The organism is Actinoplanes sp. CA-015351, from assembly GCF_050955685.1.
Lineage (GTDB): Bacteria > Actinomycetota > Actinomycetes > Mycobacteriales > Micromonosporaceae > Actinoplanes.
In genome coordinates this window covers 2,804,252-2,824,502 of record NZ_CP192102.1, presented here as the reverse complement: position 1 = coordinate 2,824,502, position 20,251 = coordinate 2,804,252, and the positions used below count along the sequence as shown (strand labels likewise).

17 protein-coding genes are annotated in these 20,251 nt (G+C 69.1%); 11 read left to right on the top strand and 6 right to left on the bottom strand.

What is annotated here, in order from left to right; translation table 11 throughout:
- Window positions 1-215: 215 nt before the first annotated feature.
- Window positions 216-1,910 (bottom strand): dihydroxy-acid dehydratase, encoded by a 1,695-nt coding sequence (gene ilvD / locus ACQP2E_RS12650; protein ID WP_433831114.1) that lies wholly within the window; start codon window positions 1,908-1,910, stop codon window positions 216-218.
- A 181-nt stretch (window positions 1,911-2,091) separates the two neighbouring features.
- Here ilvD and ACQP2E_RS12645 point away from each other — a divergent pair, with 181 nt between their 5' ends.
- The 3 genes from ACQP2E_RS12645 to ACQP2E_RS12635 all read left to right on the top strand — a co-directional run bounded on the left by ACQP2E_RS12645 (window position 2,092) and on the right by ACQP2E_RS12635 (window position 4,847).
- Window positions 2,092-2,934, top strand: a complete 843-nt coding sequence (locus ACQP2E_RS12645) for an FAD binding domain-containing protein (RefSeq protein WP_433831112.1) — start codon at window positions 2,092-2,094, stop codon at window positions 2,932-2,934.
- A gap of 4 nt (window positions 2,935-2,938) precedes the next feature.
- Entirely contained in the window at window positions 2,939-3,151 is a 213-nt protein-coding gene (locus tag ACQP2E_RS12640) for a hypothetical protein (protein ID WP_433831110.1), read from the top strand.
- 64 nt (window positions 3,152-3,215) lie between these two features.
- On the top strand, window positions 3,216-4,847 hold the full coding sequence (locus ACQP2E_RS12635) for a methyl-accepting chemotaxis protein (protein ID WP_433831108.1): 1,632 nt from the start codon (window positions 3,216-3,218) through the stop codon (window positions 4,845-4,847).
- Window positions 4,848-4,887: 40 nt separating this feature from the next.
- On the opposite strand, the gene ACQP2E_RS12630 is transcribed toward ACQP2E_RS12635, so the two are convergent.
- Entirely contained in the window at window positions 4,888-5,514 is a 627-nt protein-coding gene (locus ACQP2E_RS12630; RefSeq protein ID WP_433831106.1) for an SHOCT domain-containing protein, read from the bottom strand.
- A 265-nt stretch (window positions 5,515-5,779) separates the two neighbouring features.
- Here ACQP2E_RS12630 and ACQP2E_RS12625 point away from each other — a divergent pair, with 265 nt between their 5' ends.
- Window positions 5,780-6,685: a hypothetical protein gene (locus ACQP2E_RS12625; protein ID WP_433831104.1), complete on the top strand. Its 906-nt coding sequence runs from the start codon at window positions 5,780-5,782 to the stop codon at window positions 6,683-6,685.
- Window positions 6,682-7,815: a hypothetical protein gene (locus ACQP2E_RS12620; protein WP_433831102.1), complete on the top strand. Its 1,134-nt coding sequence runs from the start codon at window positions 6,682-6,684 to the stop codon at window positions 7,813-7,815. Before ACQP2E_RS12625 ends, ACQP2E_RS12620 begins: the two co-directional genes overlap by 4 nt.
- A gap of 38 nt (window positions 7,816-7,853) precedes the next feature.
- Here the strand turns inward: ACQP2E_RS12620 and ACQP2E_RS12615 are convergent, their stop codons facing one another.
- Window positions 7,854-8,822, bottom strand: a complete 969-nt coding sequence (locus tag ACQP2E_RS12615) for a helix-turn-helix transcriptional regulator (protein ID WP_433831100.1) — start codon at window positions 8,820-8,822, stop codon at window positions 7,854-7,856.
- Between the two features lie 92 nt (window positions 8,823-8,914).
- On the opposite strand from ACQP2E_RS12615, the gene ACQP2E_RS12610 reads away from it, so the two are divergent.
- Both ACQP2E_RS12610 and ACQP2E_RS12605 read left to right on the top strand, forming a co-directional pair.
- Window positions 8,915-9,316: a RidA family protein gene (locus ACQP2E_RS12610; protein WP_433831098.1), complete on the top strand. Its 402-nt coding sequence runs from the start codon at window positions 8,915-8,917 to the stop codon at window positions 9,314-9,316.
- Between the two features lie 57 nt (window positions 9,317-9,373).
- Window positions 9,374-10,987, top strand: coding sequence for an ATP-binding protein (locus ACQP2E_RS12605; protein ID WP_433831096.1), 1,614 nt, complete (start codon window positions 9,374-9,376; stop codon window positions 10,985-10,987).
- Between the two features lie 29 nt (window positions 10,988-11,016).
- On the opposite strand, the gene ACQP2E_RS12600 is transcribed toward ACQP2E_RS12605, so the two are convergent.
- Together ACQP2E_RS12600 and ACQP2E_RS12595 are read right to left on the bottom strand one after the other, a co-directional pair.
- Entirely contained in the window at window positions 11,017-12,192 is a 1,176-nt protein-coding gene (locus ACQP2E_RS12600) for a zinc-dependent alcohol dehydrogenase (protein WP_433831094.1), read from the bottom strand.
- Entirely contained in the window at window positions 12,189-12,731 is a 543-nt protein-coding gene (locus ACQP2E_RS12595) for an SRPBCC family protein (RefSeq protein ID WP_433831092.1), read from the bottom strand. Before ACQP2E_RS12595 ends, ACQP2E_RS12600 begins: the two co-directional genes overlap by 4 nt.
- A gap of 93 nt (window positions 12,732-12,824) precedes the next feature.
- On the opposite strand from ACQP2E_RS12595, the gene ACQP2E_RS12590 reads away from it, so the two are divergent.
- The 4 genes from ACQP2E_RS12590 to ACQP2E_RS12575 all read left to right on the top strand — a co-directional run bounded on the left by ACQP2E_RS12590 (window position 12,825) and on the right by ACQP2E_RS12575 (window position 19,422).
- Complete coding sequence (locus tag ACQP2E_RS12590) at window positions 12,825-15,116, top strand: putative bifunctional diguanylate cyclase/phosphodiesterase (RefSeq protein WP_433831090.1); 2,292 nt, start codon at window positions 12,825-12,827, stop codon at window positions 15,114-15,116.
- Window positions 15,117-15,406: 290 nt separating this feature from the next.
- Window positions 15,407-15,589 carry a hypothetical protein gene (locus ACQP2E_RS12585; protein ID WP_433831088.1) on the top strand — a complete coding sequence of 61 codons (183 nt, stop codon included), beginning with the start codon at window positions 15,407-15,409 and terminating at the stop codon, window positions 15,587-15,589.
- The gene (locus tag ACQP2E_RS12580) at window positions 15,586-17,595 is read left to right on the top strand and encodes a M6 family metalloprotease domain-containing protein (protein ID WP_433831086.1); all 2,010 of its coding nucleotides are present in this window, start codon (window positions 15,586-15,588) and stop codon (window positions 17,593-17,595) included. The genes ACQP2E_RS12585 and ACQP2E_RS12580 overlap by 4 nt, the downstream gene beginning before the upstream one ends.
- Before the next feature lie 51 nt (window positions 17,596-17,646).
- Window positions 17,647-19,422, top strand: coding sequence for a CocE/NonD family hydrolase (locus tag ACQP2E_RS12575; RefSeq protein ID WP_433831084.1), 1,776 nt, complete (start codon window positions 17,647-17,649; stop codon window positions 19,420-19,422).
- A 44-nt stretch (window positions 19,423-19,466) separates the two neighbouring features.
- On the opposite strand, the gene ACQP2E_RS12570 is transcribed toward ACQP2E_RS12575, so the two are convergent.
- Complete coding sequence (locus tag ACQP2E_RS12570; protein WP_433831082.1) at window positions 19,467-19,964, bottom strand: NUDIX domain-containing protein; 498 nt, start codon at window positions 19,962-19,964, stop codon at window positions 19,467-19,469.
- Window positions 19,965-20,251 lie beyond the last annotated feature (287 nt).

The window sequence follows — 20,251 nt, the reverse complement described above, 5'->3', positions numbered from 1 at the left end:
CGCGGTCCGCTGCCCGGCCGGAACCGGCGGCGGAGACGTGGTCGAGCTGACGAGCGAGGCCGCGAAGTCTGGACGGCCCATCACCGGCTGCGGGGGTCCCGCCGCGATGATGTCTATCTTGGCGTCTCTGTGCCCCTCATCCGCGGCGGCAAACCACCATCTCTCGAACCGCCGACCGAGCCGGAAGTCCGTTGGCAGCGCGAGAGCTCACCGGGTCATCGGCAGACGGCACCCTGGTCGGCGGGCTGGACCAGTTTGGCGTATTTGGCCAGCACGCCGCGGGTGTATACCGGTTCCGGCGCGTGCCAGCCGGCCCGGCGCGCGGTCAGTTCGGCCTCGTCGACCAGGACGTCGAGGGTGCCGCCGGCAATGTCGGCTCGCACCACGTCGCCGTCGCGGACCAGGGCGATCGGGCCACCGTCGGCCGCCTCAGGAGCGATGTGCCCGATGCAGAGGCCGGTGGTGCCGCCGGAGAACCTGCCGTCCGTGATCAGCAGAACGTCCTTGCCCAGCCCGGCGCCCTTGATGGCGGCGGTGATGGCGAGCATCTCGCGCATGCCCGGCCCGCCCTTGGGGCCCTCGTAACGGATCACCACGACGTCACCGGCCTTGATCGTGCCGTCCTCGAGGGCGTCCATGGCGGGCCGTTCGCGGTCGAAGACGCGTGCGGTGCCCTCGAAGACCGCGGCGTCGAACCCGGCCGACTTCACGACGGCGCCGCGTGGGGCCAGCGAGCCGTGCAGGATGGTGATGCCCCCGGTGGGATGCAGCGGTTCGGTGAGTTTACGGATGACGCTGCCGTCAGCCGGCGGCGCTTTGAGTTCGGCGAGGTTCTGCGCCATCGTGCGGCCGGTCACGGTCAGTGCGTCGCCGTGCAGCAGCCCGGCGTCCAGCAGCGCCTGCAGGACGACCGGGATACCGCCGATGCGGTCGACATCGGTCATCACATGCCGGCCGAACGGCTTGAGGTCACCCAGATGCGGCACCCGCGCGCCGACCCGGGCGAAGTCGTCGAGGCTGAGGCCGACATCGGCCTCGTGGGCGATGGCGAGCAGATGCAGCACCGCGTTCGTCGACCCGCCCAGCGCCATCACGACGGCGATGGCGTTCTCGAACGCCGGCTTGGTGAGGATGTCGCGGGCGGTGATGCCCTGCCGCAGCAGGTTGACGACCGCTTCGCCGGAGGCGCGGGCGTACCCGTCACGGCGTGCGTCCACCGCCGGCGGGGCGGCCGAGCCGGGCAGTGACATGCCGAGGGCCTCGGCCGCACTGGCCATCGTGTTCGCGGTGTACATGCCGCCGCAGGCGCCCTCGCCGGGGCAGACCGCGCGTTCGATGGCGTCCACGTCCTCGCGTGACAGCAGACCGCGGGCGCAGGCGCCGACCGCCTCGAAGGCATCGATCAGGGTGACCTCGCGATCCGAGCCGTCGGACATCCGGGCACGTCCCGGCAGGGTGGAACCGGCGTACAGGAACACCGACGCCAGATCCAGCCGGGCGGCGGCCATCAGCATGCCCGGCAACGACTTGTCGCAGCCGGCGAGCAGGACCGAACCGTCGAGCCGCTCGGCGCCGAACACCGTCTCCACCGAATCGGCGATCACTTCCCGCGAGACGAGCGAGAAATGCATTCCCTCATGGCCCATCGAGATGCCGTCGGAGACGGAGATCGTGCCGAACTGCATCGGGAACCCGCCGGCGCTCCGGACGCCGTCCTTGGCCGCCTTCGCGAGCCGGTCGAGCGACAGGTTGCAGGGCGTGATCTCGTTCCAGGACGAGGCGATCCCGATCTGGGACTTGGCGAAGTCCTCGTCGCGCATGCCCACCGCGCGCAGCATCCCCCGGGCCGCGGTCGCCTCCAGCCCATCGGTGACGTCCCGGCTCCGGGGCTTCATGTCGATGTCGGCCACAGCCCGTCTCCTCGCTCGTAGGGAACTCGAAGGGAACTCCCAGGGAATCGATGCCAAGCCTGCCAGGAGCCGGCCTCCGGCGGCCCGGAAACCCCAGCACGACACGATCGGGTGGATCCGTGTTGAAACCTCCCCGCCAGGGGTAGACGTGCGCATCGACCGCAGACCTGGGGGAGAATCGATGCAGCATGCGGCCTTCGAATACCTTGCCGCGCGGGACGTCGACGAGGTGCTGGAAGCCCTGGCACGTGGGGACGCCTCGGTCCTCGCCGGCGGGCAGAGCCTGATTCTCGACCTGAAGAACAAGGACGCCTGCCCGGGCCGTGTCGTCGACATCAACCGCGTCGCCGGGCTCGACACCCTGATCGAGAAGGACGGGTACCTGCGCGTGGGGCCGCTCGTCCGGCATCGGACGTTCGAGTCCGAGGCGGTCGGCGGCGCGCTCGGCAGCATGCTGCGCGTCATCGTGCGCCACATCGGACACCCACCCATCCGGGCACGGGGAACGATGCTCGGCAGCCTCGCCTACGCGCACCCGGCCGCGGAATGGCCGGTCATGGCGGTCACCCTCGGCGCGCAGCTGATCCTGACCGGGCCGCACGGAATCCGGACGGTGCCGGCTCAGGAGTTCTTCACCGGGCCGTACAGCACGATCCTCCGGATCGACGAACTGCTCACCGAGGCGCGCCTGCCGCTTCTTCCCGACAGCACGGGTACGGGATATGCCGAGGACCGCCGCACCACCATCTATCCGCAGGCAGCCGCAATGGCGGCGATCACGGTGACCGACGGCCTGATCAGTGCGGCAGCGATCGGCCTGGTCAACGCCGGCCCCTGCCCGGTACGGGCCCGAGCCGCCGAGAACACGCTGCTCGGCGGGCCGTTCTCGGACTCGGCGATCATCGCGGCGGCGGAAGCGGCCGCGGACGTCGACGCCAGCCTCGGCACACCGGCCGCCGCGGACCGGCGCGCGATCCGGGTGCAGACCCGCCGGGCACTCAGCCAGGCCCGCGAGGGGATGTGACCGGGTGCTCGTGACGGTGACCATCGACGCGGACCGCCGGGAGTTCGACATCGATCCGCGACTCACCCTCGCCGACCTGGTACGCGGCGGTCCGGCCTGCCCGGACGGAACCTGCGGCGCCTGCACGGTACTGCTCGACGGCGACGAGATCCGCTCCTGCCTGATCCTGGCCGTCCAATGCCACGGCGCTCACGTGCGCGCGCTCCCCGGCGAATGATCTTCCAAGGAGGGGATCGCCTGGTTCGGTCACCACGCGGCCGCCGATGATATTTGCTGACAGGGTGACAATCGATGCCGGAGCCGGAGCCGGAAGGTCAGGCCCTCGCCGCTGGTGGGCGGACCTGTCGGTGCTGGGCAAAGTGCTCTGCGCGGTGATCCTCGCGGCGGGCGCCGCTGTGGCCGCGGGCGTTGTCGGGATGCTCGAATTGCGGGCCGTCGATGAGAGCGGCGGCGGCATCTACGAACGCAACCTGCTGCCGATCGACATCCTCGGGAAGGTCGACGGCGACGTCAACGAGATCCGGGCGACCGTCCTGCGACATGTCGTCTCCAGCGACGCGGCCGTGGAGGACGAGCGGGAACAGGAGATCACCGGCTTCCGGGACGAACTCGACGAGCGGTGGGCCGAGTACACGGCCGACGCGGGCTCCGCGCAGGAGGAGGACGCCCGGTCGCGGTTCCGTACCGCGCTGGACGCGATGTACACCGTGATGGACGACGAACTGCTGCCGCTGAGCCGGGCCAACGACACGGCCCGGGCCGTAGCGGTGGAGTCACAGCGCTTCGACCCTGCCTTCGACCAGGTCGGCGAGGCGCTGACCGAGCTCAGCGGGATCGAGACAGCACAGGCCACCACCAGCGCCTCCGAGGCAGAGGCGACGTATCGCGACGGCCGTACCATCCTGATGGTCATTCTGGTCTTCGCCCTGCTGGCCGTCGGTGTCGGCGTCCTGGTGGCGCGATCGGTCAGCAGGCCTCTCGTGCACGTCGTAGGGGTTCTGCGCCGCGTCGAGGACGGTGATCTCACCGTGACGGCGGATGCGCGTTCTCGTGACGAAACCGGCCAGATCGCGGCAGCGCTGAACGCCACGACGGCCCGGCTGCGCGAGATCATCGGCGGGCGGATGGCGCAGACCGCGGTCAGCCTCGCCGCCGCAGCCGATCAGTTGTCGGCGGTCAGCGCTCAGTTGCAGTCCAGCGCCGGGGACGTCGCGAACCGTGCCAGCACGGCGACCCGGGCGACCCAGGACGTGGACACCGGTGTTCAGGCCATCGCGGCCGGAGCCGAGCAGATGAGTGTCTCGATCACCGAGATCGCGGCGAACGCGGGATTCGCCGCGCAGGTGGCGCAGAAGGCGATGGTCGTCGCGCAGCGCACCAGCGGGCAGGTCGCCGACCTCGGTGTCGCCAGCGCCGAGATCGGCGAGGTGGTCGAGCTGATCACCACGATCGCTGAGCAGACGAATCTGCTGGCACTCAACGCCACCATCGAAGCGGCCCGGGCCGGTGAACTGGGTAAGGGCTTCGCGGTCGTAGCGGGCGAGGTCAAGGAGCTGTCGCAGCAGACCGCGCAGGCCACCGAGCAGATCACCAGCCGCATCGACGCGATCCAGCTTTCGAGCGCGTCCGCCACGGCGTCGATCGAGGAGATCAGTACGGTCATCGTGCAGATCAGCGACTACACCACGACGATCGCGTCCGCCGTCGAGGAGCAGACCGCCACGACAGCCGAGATGAGCCGGTCGGTGACGGATGCGGCCGGTAACAGCAGTGATGTCGCGCGTACCGTGGCCGCCGTGGCCGACGTCGCGGCCGCCACCGCTGACGGTGCGGCGACCACCCAGCAGGCCGCGACCGATCTGAGCCGGCTCGCCGGCGACCTCACCTCGATCGTCGGCAGCTTCCGGCACTGAAACCGACCGCTGCCCGCCACCGGCGTTCTGCTCGCCTCGGTCAGAGAAGTTCGAGCAGCTTGGCCTTCTTCTGCGCGAACTCGTCCTCGGTGAGAATGCCGGCATCGCGGAGTGAGGCGAGCTTCGTGAGCTGCTCGACGACATCCGGCTGAGCAGCGATCGCGGCCGGCGGCGCGGGCTTGCCTCGCTGGAGTACCGAGGAGGCGAGGTCCAGAATCTTGTCGGTCACGCCCACTTGCGCGGCGACGGGCTCCGCGGACTCGGGCTGCCGGGAAGCCTCGGTGACGACCTGCCGGCCCTTGAGCAGAATGGAGAAGACCAGGAACTGCTTCTCCGGCAGCTCGATGATGGACTGATTGCCGTCAGCCCAGTCCAGCCGGATGGTGTGCCCGGACTTCAGCGCGGCCCCGAAGCCGGCGCCGAGCGCCTTGCCGATCATCCCCGGCAGAGCGGCCTGTGCGGCAGCCTGGCCCATGACGCCGGCGACACCGTCCTTGGTCGGCAGGTCCTCCCACTCGATCACCGTCTCGGCGTTGAATTTGATCCGCTTGAACGGATTACGGGGGTGCGCGGTGCTGAGCCCGTTGTGATCGGAAATGATGCCGCTGCCCGCCAGGTAACCGCCCACTACGCGTCCCTGGTTCGTCAGCTCCTGCAGAAATGCCACGCGCGCACCGTAGATCACGACTTCAAGCCCACGCAATCAGCTGTGCGCACAAGATCGACTCCGCTGGCACGGCCGGGGCAAGTCCTTACCGGGGTCGGTGTGGTCCCCTGTCAGGGGTATATCCGTCCGCACATCGGATGACTTCGGCTGCTGATCAGCGCCGGGCGGGAGCAGTATCGACGCTCAGTCGGACTATCTCGGACGAGGGACATCGGTGGGCCGCAAAACCAGACGTGCACGTGCCCGCCGCAGCCCCGCACCTCCTGTGCAGCAGCCAGTTCCCGGCGGTGAGAGCGGGGGCCGGGCCCGCTGGCGGTTGCTGACGATCACCACGTTCGTCACCGCGGTCGTGACGGCGGTGGTGACGCTGGCGTTCTCCGGTGTCGGCCCGTTGTGGCGCGCGGTGTTCCCGGAGTCGCCGGTGACCGTGCACGTCGACCGGCACCGGCCTCCCCTGGTCACGCCGTCCGTCCCCCTCGCGAGCAGGCCCGCGGCCACGCAGCGTGACATCACGGCGAGGTCCGGTCCGCAGTACGCCTGGAGTCCCCAGGCGTGGGCGTTGCCGGCACACGTGGATCCCGCGGGCGCCCCTCGGGTCTCCGCGCCGGTGGACGACGATGCCGCCGCGCTGGACTTCATCTCCTGGGTGACCCGGTCCGGTGGCGCCGACGTCGGGACCACCCGTCTGCGGATCACCGTGACCGGACAGAACAAGGACGTGGTGATCGACGGACTCTGCGCTCGGGTGGTCGGTCCCCGGTCGGCGCCGTTGAACGGCGTCCTGCTCTACCTGCCGCCCGACGGTGACCCGCCGGAACCCGCGTCACTGGATCTCGACTCGGGCCGGCCCTGCGCGCCGGAGCTCAGCGCGGCGCCGCTGCACGTCGAAGCGCACAAGAACAAGGTGATCGAGATCATCGCGAGGACCCGCGCCAACACCGTCACCTGGTACCCCGAACTCCAGGTGGTGGCCGACGGCAAGCGTGTGGCGATTCCCATCGGTGAGACACAGCCGTATCGGACAACGGCATTGCTCGATGAACTCACCGGGTACGGGCGATACCTCATCTACACCCGAAGTGACTCGGCGGCGCCGAGCTTCCGGGAGAGCCTGCCCGACCCGAGCGAGATCGAGGAGATCCGGTCGATCACCTACGGTGAGTACGAATGAGACGGCACGCTCTGCTCGCCGTGCTGCTGGCGCTCGCCGCGACCGGCGCCTGCACCGACCGCGGCGAACCCGCACCGACCGCCGGCCCACCAGCACCTGCGCCGGTCTCCGCGGGCAGCGTCGTCTACGCCTTCGAGGACGCCAACGCGGAGTTCGGCTCCGAGCGGGTGTTCCTGGTCCGCGACGGCACGATCGTCACCTGGATGCCGGGCAGCAGTCCGGCGTTCACCGCCGATGGCAGATATCTGGTCACCAGCACCTCCGAAAAGACCGTCGTGATGGATGTGGCGACCGGTGTGCGCCACGAACGCACCGACTCGTTCCTGCCCCCACTCGGCTGTGCGGCGTCGCAAAGCCTGGTCGGGGACTCGGTGATAATCGTCGCGCCCACCCTGCAACGCCTCGGGCTGCCCGGCCTCGCCGTCCTCGGGCCGGTCGCCGCGAACCTGCCGCCGAGGTATCCGGCCTGTGTGGTCGGTGCCGTGGACGGCGATCCGATCGTGCTGGTCAGCAACCGGCACGGATGGCAGGTGTTCCGGATCGGCCCGGACGGGACCACCCGGCAGATCGGCCCTGATCCGATCGCGCCGCCGGGAATCGACTCGGGTATGGAGGACGTCCAGCTCAGCTTCACCGGTACGCCGCGGTTGGCGTACCGGGAGGCCAACGCCGTCGTGGTGCACGTGCTCGATCTGGAGAGCGGGCTGGACACGGTGCCGTCGACAGCGGCGCTGGGCATCCCGGGATCAGCCGAGAGCGTGCTGGAGGACTTGTGGTGGTCGTCGGCCGGCGTACTGCATGCCACGTTCACCATCGAGCGCCACGGAGAGCCGGTGGAGGCGGCCCGCCGGGGGTTGTGGCGGGTCGTCGACGGCGCCTGGGAGCCGGTGAACACCGCGCACTGGGACCGGGTTCGGGAGCTGCCCGGCGGCAGGCGGCTGGTTCTCAGCCAGACCGGCACCGGCAGTCGTGCGAAACCTGCCCTCGACGGCCTGTATGAGGACGGGCCGGGCGGGGCACGCCTGATCGCCAGGAACGTGGGACAGGTGGTGGTGCCGCCGAGACCCGTACCCGAGCCCCCGTCCTTGTCGGAGCCGCTTCATTCCAGCCCTGTGCCGACACCGCGGTGAGTCGTTCGTCAGCTTGCGTACGCCTCGCTCGCCGACAGCTACCCGGCCGGCCATGCCGTGTAACGGCCCGCGAACGCTGTCGCTCGCTCCCGTAGCGCCTCCCGCAACGACGGCGGCGACAACGCCTCCGCACCCAGCCCGAGCTGCCACAACGCCCACTCCGCATGCCGTAGGTCCTGGAACGTGACGTCCAGCCGCGACCAGCCGGCCGCGTCGGTCTCCTCGGCACGAACGGCCACCGCGGCGTTCAGCAGTTCCTCCCGTCGCGCCGGGTGCACACGCACCAGCACGGCCATGTGGTCGCTGGAGAGGAACTGCGCACAGCGTTCCCGCCAGGCACGCTCGAGGTCGACCTGGCTGGGCCGTTCGGCGGGCTCCGGGAGTTCCTCGGCGTCGAGCACCCGGGACAGCCGGTACGTGCGGTCCTCGCCGGCCCGGGTGGCGAGCAGATAGATCCGGTCCCGCACGGTGACCAGCCCGATCGGGTCGACCGTGCGCCACCGGGGTGACTGGCCGGTGGCCGCATAAAGAATGCGCAGCTGGTGCCCGGCCAGCACGGCGCGACGCACCTCGATCATCGTGGTTTCCGGCACGTCCTCGGTGACCGGGCGACGAGAGAGCAGGTCGGTCTCCGGCTCGACGAGGAACCGCTGGGCCGCGTCGCTGGCGGTGGCGCGGTGCCTCTCCGGCAGCGCGTCCGCCACCTTACGCATCGCCGACGCGAGGGCCGGTCCGAGACCGAGGGCGCGGCTGGTCCCCGCGGTCAGCAGCGCCAGCGCCTCGTCGTGGTTGAGCCCGGTCAGCTCGGTCCGGAACCCGGGCAGCAGCGCGAAGCCGCCGTGCCTGCCCCGTTCGGCGTACACCGGCACGCCCGACGACGACAGCGCCTCGATGTCGCGCAGCACCGTGCGGGTGGAGACCTCCAGCTCGCGAGCGATGGCGTCGGCTGTCAACTGTCCACGCTGGCGCAGCAGCAGAACCAAGGAAACCATCCGTTCGGCTCGCACGGGAGAACTTTACTCGAATACATGACAAAGGATGTCGTGATTTGTCGGCAGGCTTCGAGGTACGCAATCCGAAGAAACCGAATGGAGCAGCTGTGGCACTGAAACGCGCGTCGGTCAACCCGTGGACCTGGTCGGTGGAGTTGGGTTTCAACCAGGGAGAAATCGTCTCCGGGCACTCCCGGACCCTGTACCTCTCCGGGCAGACCGCGATGAGCGAGGACGGCAAACCTCAGTACGACGGTGACATCGCCGCGCAGCTGGCGCTCGCCGCCGGAAACCTGGAGCGCGTGCTCGGGGAGGCCGGCATGTCGCTGAGCAACCTGGTCCGGCTCAACGTGTACACGACCGACGTGGACGCGCTGTTCCCGCACTACGGTGTGCTGGCCGGCCGCCTCGGCGCCGCCGGGGCGGCGCCGAGCACGACGATGCTCGGCGTGACCCGCCTCGCGATCCCGGGCCAGATGGTCGAACTGGAGGGCACCGCCGTCGACTGACCCGGTGAAGACTTCGAAACGGCCCGCAGGCATCGGTGTCCGGGTGATGATGAGCTGATGGGGCCGGAGGGTGAACCGAACCGGATGCCCGTGGGTACGGTGACCTCCGGCCAGGGTATGGCCTCGCTGGAGCTGTCACCCGCCGGTTCGACGCAGAACGCCGCGGACCGGATGGCGGCGGTCGTCGCGCGTGCCGCTGACGCCGGTTGCGCGATGATCCACATCATCGACGAGCAGCATCTACGCCTGATCGGCGGACACGGACTGCCACCGGGGTTCGAGCACCGGCAATCCGCGCCGATCACGTCGACGCTGGCCGGCCTGGTGCTGCACAGCGGCTTCCCGGTCGTCATCCGCGACACGCACACCGACATCCGGGTGCCGATCGACGCGCCGGTGCGCTCCACCAACCTGCGCTGTTATGCCGGGTTCCCGATCCGCGACCCCGACGGGCACATCGTCGGCGTGTGCGCCGCCATGCACGCCGAGTGTCGCGATTGGTCGCCCGGACAACTGGCCGGTGTCGACGACGGCGCGCAGGCCTGCACCGCGTTCGTCGCCGAGCACCTGGCCCGTAAGCGGGAGCACCACCAGCGGGTTTTCCTGGACACCCTGCTCGACAGCCTGGACACCGGGGTGGCCGCCTGTGACGCCGACGGGCGGATGGTGCTGGTGAACCGGTCGCTACGCGAGCGACTCGGCACCGAGACGGTGGCCGGCACCGCCGGCGAATGGGCCGCCGGGCTACCGATCACCGATCCCGACGGCACCCCGGTCCACCCGCCGGAAATGTCGCTGCTGCGGGCCGTGCACGGCGAGACGGTACGCGGCACGGAAAGGCTGCTGCACCTGCAGGGGCAACGCCGGCTGTTCCGGATCAACAGTCACCCGATCACCAGCGACCAGGGCCAGCCCCTCGGCGCGGTCGCCGTCTTCCATGACATCACCGCCGCACACCACGCCGACCGGCTGCAACAACTGCTCAACCGCACCAAGGACGACTACCTCAACCTCGTCGGTCACGAATTGCGGACCCCGCTGTCGATCATCGGCTTGTACCTGGACGAGCTGCATGTCGCTGACCCGGACACGCCGGCCGCAGCCCTGCAGCCGATGATCACCGGTGCCCGGCGTGGCAGCGGACGCCTGCGCCGCCTGGTCGAGCAGCTCCTGGACCTGTCCGCTCTCGATGCCGGCCGCAGCCCGCTGCACTGGGCGGACATCGACCTCAGCGCTGCGGTGACCGACGCCGTCGATCACCGCAGCGCAAAGGCCGTCGAGAAGAACATCACCCTTACCTGCCACGTGCCGGACAGCGTCCCGCAGCATGCCGACCACGCCCGGATGCGGCAACTGGTCACCCTCCTGCTGGACAACGCGCTCGCCTACACCGCCGACGGCGGTACCGTCGCCGTCACGCTGACCAGCACCGAGACAACTGTTGATCTCGCTGTCAGCGACTCCGGTTACGGCATTCCCGCCCACGAGCTCCCGCACGTGTTCGAACGCTTCTTCCGCGGGGCCATCACCACCGAACTGGCCATCCCCGGAACCGGACTGGGCTTGACCATCGCCCAACTGATCACGGAACGCCACCACGGCACCATCACCGCCGGCCTGAACCCCGGGCATCGTCCGGGAACCACTCTGCACGTCAGCCTGCCCCGCTGAGGGCGCCGGTGGCCGGACGCGCTTCGCGGTCAGGGTTTGAGGATGATCTTCTCGCAGTTGTCCTGCTTGTTCTTGAAGATGTCGAAGCCGTGTTCCGCCTGGTCGAGCGGCAGGGTGTGGGTGATGATCCGGGTCGGGTCGATCTCACCGCGCTCGATGCGCTGCAGCAGCGGCTTCATGTAGCGCTGGACATGGCACTGCCCGGTCCGCAGGGTCAGCGACCGATTCATCCAGGCGCCGGCGGGGAACTTGTCGAGCATCCCGCCGTAGACGCCGATCACGGAGACCACGCCGCCGCTGCGGCACGACATGATCGCCTGGCGCAGCGCGTGCGGCCGGTCGGTCTCCGACCGGACGGCCTGCTTGACCCGGTCGTACGCGGCGAGGTGCGCGCTGCCGTGGGTGGCTTCCATACCGACGGCATCGATGCACTTGTCCGGGCCGCGCCCGCCGGTCAGTTCCAGCAGCGTCGACCGTACGTCGACCTCGTCGAAGTTCACCGGAATGTGGCCGGCACGCTCGGCCATCTGCAGCCGGTAGGGCTCCTTGTCGATGGCGATGACCTTCGCGGCGCCGAGCACCCGGGCGCTGTCCATGGCGAACTGGCCGACCGGGCCGGCGCCCCACACCGCCACTACGTCGCTGGGCTGGATGTCACACATCTCGGCACCCATGTAGCCGGTGGGCAGGATGTCGGACAGGAACAGCACCTGTTCGTCGGTCAGGTCTGATTCGATCTTGAGGGGGCCGACGTCGGCGAACGGCACTCGCGCGTACTGTGCCTGACCGCCCGCGAAACCGCCGGTCAGATGCGAGTACCCGAAGATCCCGGCGACCGGGTGGCCGAACATCTTCTCCGCGATACCGGCGTTGGGGTTGGTGTTCTCGCAGCAGGAGTACAGCTCGGCGGCGCAGGCCGCGCACGCGCCGCAGGCGATGGGGAACGGCACGACGACCCGGTCGCCGACCCGCAGCTTGTCCCCGGACACCCCGGATCCAACCTCGACCACCTCGCCCATGAATTCGTGGCCCAGGACGTCACCGTCCTGCATGGTGGGGATGTAGCCGTCGACCAGGTGCAGGTCCGAGCCGCAGATCGCGGTGGAGGTGATCCGTACGATGGCATCGCGGTTGTTGAGGATCTTCGGGTCCGGCACGTCACGGACCTCGACCTTGTTACGTCCGGCCCAGGTGTTCGCCCTCATGCGTCCGTTCCTTTCGCGAGTTCGGCGTCGGACAGCGGCTGCGCCGGTCGCTGCGGGAACTCCTTGCGAGCCTGTTTGCCCCACGGTGCACCGTCGGAGCGGACCACCTCACCGGTCTCCAGGACCTGCTTGAGCCGGCGCAGGTCGTCGTCGAGCTGCTGATGCGGTTCCTCGCCGAAGTATGTGGCGACCGCTTTGCCGACCGCGCCGCCCGGGATGTCGTACACCAGGACGACGTGCACCTCGGTGCTCACCCCGTCCGGGGCGGGCTCGAAGCGGACCGTGCCGGCGTTCGGCACGTCGGCGTTGCCTGTCGAGCGCCACGCGATCTTCTCGCCGGGCACTTCCTCGATGATCTCCGCGTCCCACCCGACGTCCTTGCCGAACGGAGCATCGGCTGTCCAATGACTCGTCCGGTCACCGGTGGCGCGAACCTGCTCGAGGTGCGCCATGAACGTTGGAAGATTCTCCAGATCACGCCAGAACCCGTACACCTCCCGGGCGGGCTTGCGAATGGTTGTCGCCGCTGTCAATTCCATGGATCCTCCTCGGGGCAACCCTTGCCTACGGGTCGCGGGTACCCCGGAAAATCCCCCTGAACCACTGGAAACCGGTAACGGCACGGAGCCACTGTGATCTCGGCGGCAACCAAGGTCGCGATCTTAAGTCTGATCGCCCGGCTGCCGAAGTTCACTGCTGTGCGGTACAGGCTGTTGCTGTGGTGGGTCGCTGCGGGATCCGCAGCGGCGGTCGGTTACTACCTGCTGCCGCGCGGTGGTCTCGCCGCGAGCCTGCTCTACAACGCCATCGGGTTCTGCTCGGCGCTGATGATCGTGGCGGGCGTGCGCCGCTACCGGCCCCGGCGACCCGGCATGTGGTACCTGTTCGCCGCCGGGCAGATGGCCGCGGTCATCGGCGACCTGGTGTGGAGCTACTACGTCTTCGCCCTGCATGAAGAGCCGTATCCGTCGTTCGCCGACTTCTGGTACCTCGCCGCCTACCCGCCCCTGGTCCTCGGGCTTCTCCAGTTCGTCCGCAGCCGCACCCGCAGCGACATGGAAACCCTCGTCGACGCCGGCATGGTCGCCGCCGGCCTGGGCTTGGTCTTCTGGATCTTCGTCCTGCAGCCCACCGCCGCAGCCACGTCGGCTTCGATGCTGGAAAAAATCATCAGCACCGCCTATCCCGCGGCCGACGCGGTGCTCCTGGCCCTGTTGACCCGGATGTTCATCGGCTCCGGCGCCCGTACGCCGAGCGCACGGCTGCTCGGTACCGGCGCGCTGTTGCTGTTCGCTGCCGATGCCACGTTCTCGGTGATGTCGCTGCATTCCGGCAGCGACGGCTGGGAGCTGTCGGCCGGCTGGCTGCTGTCCTACGTCTGCTGGGGCGCCGCTGCGCTGCACCCCAGCATGGCGGCGCAGGGCCCGCCGGTGACAACCACCGATACCGGTATCGGCCGGGGGCCGGTCGCTCTGGCGACGGGCTGCTCTTTGCTGGCACCGGCCATGTTGTTCGTACCGCAGGCCGGCGCGAGCGTGGTCAGCCGGTTCGCCATCGCCACCGTGGGCATCATTCTGTGCGTGCTCGCCTTCGTGCGTACCCGGAGCCTGGTGCGCAAGATCCAAGGCAAGACGAGTCAGATGGAACACCTGGCCACGCACGACGATCTGACCGGGTCGGCCAATCGCCGGCACTTCGAGAACACCCTTCGCCAGGTGACGGCGCATCACTCTGCTCACGTCGTGTACGTGGCCCTCGCTGGATTCAAGAACGTCAACGACGAACTCGGCCGGCAGGTTGGCGACGAGGTACTTGGTCATCTGGCCGCCCGCATCCGCGGAGCAGCCCCCGCCGGCGCTCTGATGGCACGGATGGGCGGCGACGAGTTCGCTCTGCTGCTGCCCGGCCGCACCGCCGGCGACGCTGAACGGCTCGCGGCCAGGCTCGCCGAAATCATGCGCGAGCCGGTGCTTGCCGCCGGCAATGAACTGCTCGTCGGAGCGGGCATCGGCATCGGTGACAGCGACGGCACCACCGGTCCGGCAGAGGTCCTGCGCCGGGCCGAGGCGGCCACCCATGCCGCCAAAGGCACCGGGGAACCGTACCGGCGCTGGTCTCCGGCGCTCGACGAACAGGCCGGCGAGCAGGCTCGCCTCGGTGCCGAGATCCGCGCCGCCTTGGACGGCGGCCAGTTCCGGGTGGTCTACCAGCCGATCGTCACCGCCCCCGAAGGCCGGATGGCCGCGGTGGAGGCGCTGGTGCGCTGGGATCACCCCGGACGCGGCCCGATCAGCCCGGCGTACTTCATCCCGGTCGCCGAACGCAACGGACTCATCGTGGAGCTCGGCGCGTGGGTGCTACGGACCGCCTGCGAGCAGATGGTCCGCTGGCGCGACGACACGGCGGCAGCCGCACCCGGTTACCTGAGCGTCAACGTATCCGCCCGCCAGCTCGTCCGGCCCGGCTTCCCCCAGACCGTCGCTGACATCCTCACCACGACCGGCCTGCCACCCGCCTGCCTCACCGTCGAAGTCACCGAGACGGCCGTCTTCGACGGTGGCCATGCGGTTCAGGCCCTGCATCAATTGCGCGCTCTCGGCGTACGTATCGCTCTCGACGACTTCGGCACCGGCCACTCGTCCTTGCGGCTGCTGCGGACGGTTCCCGTCGACATCCTCAAGGTCGACAAGTCATTCGTCGACGACATCACCGGCGCCGGCGAGCACCGCGTGATCGCCGAGGCGCTGATCCACGTCTGCGAAGGCCTGGGCCTGACCGCGGTTGCCGAAGGCGTGGAGACCGTGGAACAAGCCGAAATCCTGTACCGGCTCGGCTACCGCCTGCTGCAGGGGTACCACTTCGGGCGTCCGGTTGCTGCCGCCGAACTCCATCGACTGCTGCCGACGGAACGATCAACGGCGTGAGCAAGCGAACATGCTAAATGAATCACTGCCGGAGGGTAACTGAGAACTAACTCTGGGTTACGTGATCCAAGAGCCGCAACGCCACCCCTCAACCTGGTGGGCACAGTTTCCCGAAACATCCGAACGATTCGACACCGCCCTCCTGACCGAAGGCCTCGGAGACCTGATCACCGCACGGATCTCCTCACCGCTGCTGCGCCGAGAGGCAGAGATCGCGCTGGAGATCGTGGTCCGGCAAAGCGCAGGCCTCGGTCCATCCGCTGCACGGCCGGGTCGGTGAGGCGGCCAGCATGGCCGAGCAATTCGCCGCGACACGTACCATCCTGAGGTTGTTCGTCGGGGCATTGCGGATCGAGCGGTTCGACACCGACACGGCAGTCATGATGCTCACTGCCGGCCACGAACCCGCGGCCGCACTGCGCGCCAGGCACCCATTGAGAGATGTCGATTTCTTTGCCACGATGACGCCATGACCACGGCGCAACGTCTGATCTCGGCCCTGTCCGTGACGGTGCTGGCGGTGGTCAGCGCCTTTCCGGCGGCAACGGCGACGGCCGCGCCGCCGGACGACGACCCGGACACGCCGTGGCGGGCGCGGCACTGGCCGCAGACCCAGCCGTGGCAGGTCGACGAGGCGGCCACGCTGGCGCGGCCGGGCGGTGGACCACAGCCGATCGATCCGCAGCGCTACGAACTCCCCGACACGATGACCTGGCCGGACTACCGGCCCGTGCCGGACACGAACTGGGCAGATCCGGCGGTACGCGGCTCGGAGCGCAACTTCCACGGCGCGCTCGTGCTGGTCGATTACCCGAACCAGCCGTTCGTGGTGACGCAGCCGGCCAACTCCACCATTTACGGCAACCCTTCCGGCGTACAGAATCTCGCTCGTGGTGAAGTCCCGGCGTTCTACCGGGACTTCCTCAACTCGCCGGGTGCGCTCAACCGCGGCCACACCATCCACGAGTACTGGATGGAGGACTCGAACGGGCGGTTCGGCATTGAGCTGAGCGCGTTCGGGGTGTACCAGATGCCGGCGCGGAGCCACGAGTACGGCGTCGAGAACTCCATGCAGCGCGGCATGGGATGCCCGGCCGGCGACCGGTGCGGCCGGGATCTACGCGCCGACGCTCGCGCCGCGTGGATCGCCGCGGTCGGCGAGCAGGAGGCGTCCTCGTACGATTTCGTCTTCTTCCTCTCCGCCGGCCAGGACGAATCGGCCACCTGGCAGGAGTTCGGGCAGATGAAGTTCGCGAGCAAGGAGGAGGTCGCCGACGCGTTCGGCCCGCCCGACGAGGCGTTGCCGAACTGGAACGCGACACGCTACGTCGACTGGACGTCGTGGCAGGCCTCGTCGAACATCTGGCCCAACGCCACCCAGGGGAGCTCGCTGCAGGCGGAGAGCTCGGGGATGTCGACGTACGCCCACGAGTTCAGCCACATTCTCGGCATCGGCGACAACTACAACAACCCGTACAGCGTCCCGGCCCGCCGCGACTACAGCGGACCGTGGGAGATGCTGAGCCGGGGCACGTTCAACGGGCCCGGCGGACCGCACAGCCGATGGCTGATCCCGGGCACCGCGGGCGCGTCGATGGGCGCACAGCACATGCTGCGCAACAAGATGAAGCTCGGCATCGTCGACGACGACGCGGTGCTGACGCTGTCCCGCGACGCGCTCGCCACATCCGGCGTCGTGGTGACACGGGTGACGGCACGCGCGATCGGCCCCGCGGGACGCCGGCTCGCCGGGATCAACGTGACACTCGACGGCGGCGACCGCAGCCCGGCCTGCGACACCGCGACCGATCCGTACTGCGACGGCGGCGGATACGACAACTACACACTGGAAGTCGTCGACCGGATCGGCTTCGACTCGTTCACCCCGGACTCCGGCGTGCTGCTGGCGAAGACGAAGGACGAGGACGCCGCGCCGTTCATCTGGACCATCGACGCCAACCCGCAGGACATCGACAAGGTCGACTTCGTGTTGCCGGACGGGACACCGCAGAAGATGACCATCGGCGATTACCGGCAGCTCTCCGACGCGCTGCTGCACGCCGGTACCGGCTCGGGCAGCCTCTTCGAGTACGCGGACACCGCCAACCGGCTGCACTTCTACGTCCTGGACCGCCAGCGTGACCGTGCCGGCGTGCTGTCGTACCAGGTCGCGGTGCGCTCGCTCGACGGCGCCGGACCGTCCGCCCGCGGCGTGAAGGCGGCGCCGGCCACGGCGCGCATCGACCGATCCGGATGGGCGCGGTGCGAGGTCCCGATCCGCAACACCGGCCGGGCCGCCGACGTGTTCCGCATCGCGGCACCGGGCGCCGTCCTGCCGCGCGAGGTCGTCGCGGTGCCCGGCGGGCGCAGTTCCTCGGTGGAGGTGCACGTCGAGGGCACCGGGCGCATTCCGGTCACGATCACCTCGGAAAGCAGCCCGGCAGCGACGGCGACCACCTCCTGCACGGCACGCCGGTGACACGCTAGCGTCAGGCATTGCACAGATAATCGTCTATGCCTGGAAGGTCAGATGAGCATCCTCAGACGGACCACGATCACCGCCGGCACCCTGATCACGGCAGTGACGCTCGCGGTGAGCGGCGCGGCCACCGCAGCACCCGCAGCACCGGCCTTGAAAAGTGATGGCGTCACCCACGAGCAGAACCCCCGTGTACCGGACGGGGCGGTGTGGACGGAGGCCTATTTCCCGTCCGCCGACGGCAGCGGTGTCGAACTGCACGCCGACGTGCTGCGCCCGGCGCACCTGCCGGCGCATGCGAAGACGCCGGTGATTCTCGCCGTCAGCTCCTACTTCAGCCATGCGGGCCAGACCGGGCCGCAGGGCTGGACCCGGACCGGGCCGTCCGACCGGTTCGCGGACTTCACCAGCGGCACCGACCTGTTCCAGCGCGGCTACACCTACGTCATGGTGGACCTGCGCGGATTCGGCGGGAGCACCGGCTGCCTGGACTGGGTGGGCCCGGGCGAGCAGGCGGATGTGAAGGCCGCGATCCAGTGGACGGCGAGCCGGCCGTGGTCGACCGGCAAGGTCGGCATGTACGGCAAGTCCTACGACGCGGTGACCGGCCTGGTCGGCAACAACCTACGGCTGCGCGCACTCAAGGCGGTGGTCGCCCAGGAGCCGGTGTGGGACATGTACAACTACCTGTTCAGCAACGGCGTGCCCCGGCCCAACGTCACCGGCACCCCGAACGCCTACAACAGCATCGCCACGATGGCGCCGCTCCCCGACGACAGCGCCCGCTACCAGGCCAACGCGGCCTATGAGCAGAGCCACCCGGAGTGCCTCGCCGACAACCTGACGAACAACAACAACCCCGACCCGGACTCCGCGTACTGGCGCGCCCGTGACCTCGCGGCGCAGGCCAAGGGCACCGACACCCCGTTGTTCGTCACCCAGGGTTTCATCGAGAACAACACCAAACCCGAGGACATGCAGCAGTACCTGGACAACCACCGCGGCGTCGAGCGCGGCTGGCTGGGCCAGTGGGAGCACGTGCGTGGCAACGAGACGAACGAGGACGGGCAGTTGCTGCAGGGCCGCGCCGGCTTCTTCGACGAGGTGATGCGTTTCTACGACCGCTATTTGAAGAACAAAGAGCCTGGGGTACGCGACCCCGCGTTCGCCATCGAGGACAACACCGGTGAATGGCGTGCCCAGCCGGCCTGGCCGGTGTCCACGTCGTCCACTACGGCCGTGCTCAGCGACGGGCAGTACGTCGACGACGGCATCGCGTCCACTCTGGCTGCGGACGGGCAGTGGGACATGGAGAACTACACCGATCCGGTGCCGCCGGCCGGCCGGCGGCTCGCGCCCGCGCTTGGCTATTTCAGCTGGTCCAAGCCGGTGACGTCGCGGGTCCGGATCACTGCCACTCCGCGGGTCACGTTGCGGGCCGGCGCGCCGGGCAACGTCATGGTGCGGCTGTGGGACGTCGCCGAGGACGGCACCGCGGTGATGTTCGACGAGAACGTGGCGCTGATCGAGCGAGCGGGCCGGGTCGCCTTCGACCTGAAGTCCACCGACTGGACTTTGGAGACCGGCCACCAGCTGGGCGTACAGATCGGCACGATCGGCAGCGGCAGCTGGCGCGACACCCCGAGCGGCAACACCATCACGGTGAGCCGTGCCCGGCTGGACCTGGCGCTGCAGGACCCCCGGTTCGATCGGCCGACCCAGGGCGACCGGTCACCGTTCCTCGACACGTACCTGCGTCAGTACACCCGCACGCTCACCGGTGTCGGCGAGGGCACGTTCCGGCTGGCGCTGCGTTCCCGGCAGTGACGGCCTGAGTCGCACGGCTGCGCCCGCGGGCACAGCCGTGCGATTCACGGGCTGATTCCCTGCACCGGGCGGCCGTCCTCCAGATAACGCACCCGTTTGCTCTTCCAGCCTGCGCGGACCCGACGCCGGACCGGTCCGCTGAGCAGGGGCAACGCCGCGTCGATCGGCACAATCCGGCTCTCGGCGATCTCGATCGGCTGGATCACCACCGTGTCCAGCACGGCGTCGTCGAAGACGCCGCAGTCGAAAAGGAAGCGCATACCACCCGGACGGTCAGGCCGCGGGTGGAGGAAATCCACGCACACGAGCCGCCCGTTGGTGACGTCGAGCCCGCTCTCCTCCTTGGCTTCGCGGCGACACGCCGCCCAGGGCGACTCGCCGATCTCGACAACCCCACCCGGGATCGTCCAGCCACCCTTGTACGTCGGCTTCAGGATGAGCAATCGGCCCTTGCGGCCACGTATCAGAGCTCCGGCGGATGCCGGGATGGCCGGGAGCACGAACGTCAGCTCGGGAAGCTCACCAGAGTTGACGTCGCTCATGAAGCTCATGCTAGATCCGGCGCGATTGATCGGCCATCCTACGATCAATTTCCCGCTCGGCCTCGGCCGAGGAACGCGCGGACCGGACCGGACAGTTCGTCGGGCCGGCTGATCGTCATGACCTCGACATCGGTGGCCCCGCCGTCCCAGGGCCGGTTGAACGCGGCACAACAAATCGCGGCGTGGTCGCGTTCTCCTACCGTGGCTACCTCGACGGGGAGGGACGTGTGCGGTTCGCGGCGGCGCGGCTGCCGGCTCTGCTGCGGTACGCGACACTGTTGACCGGC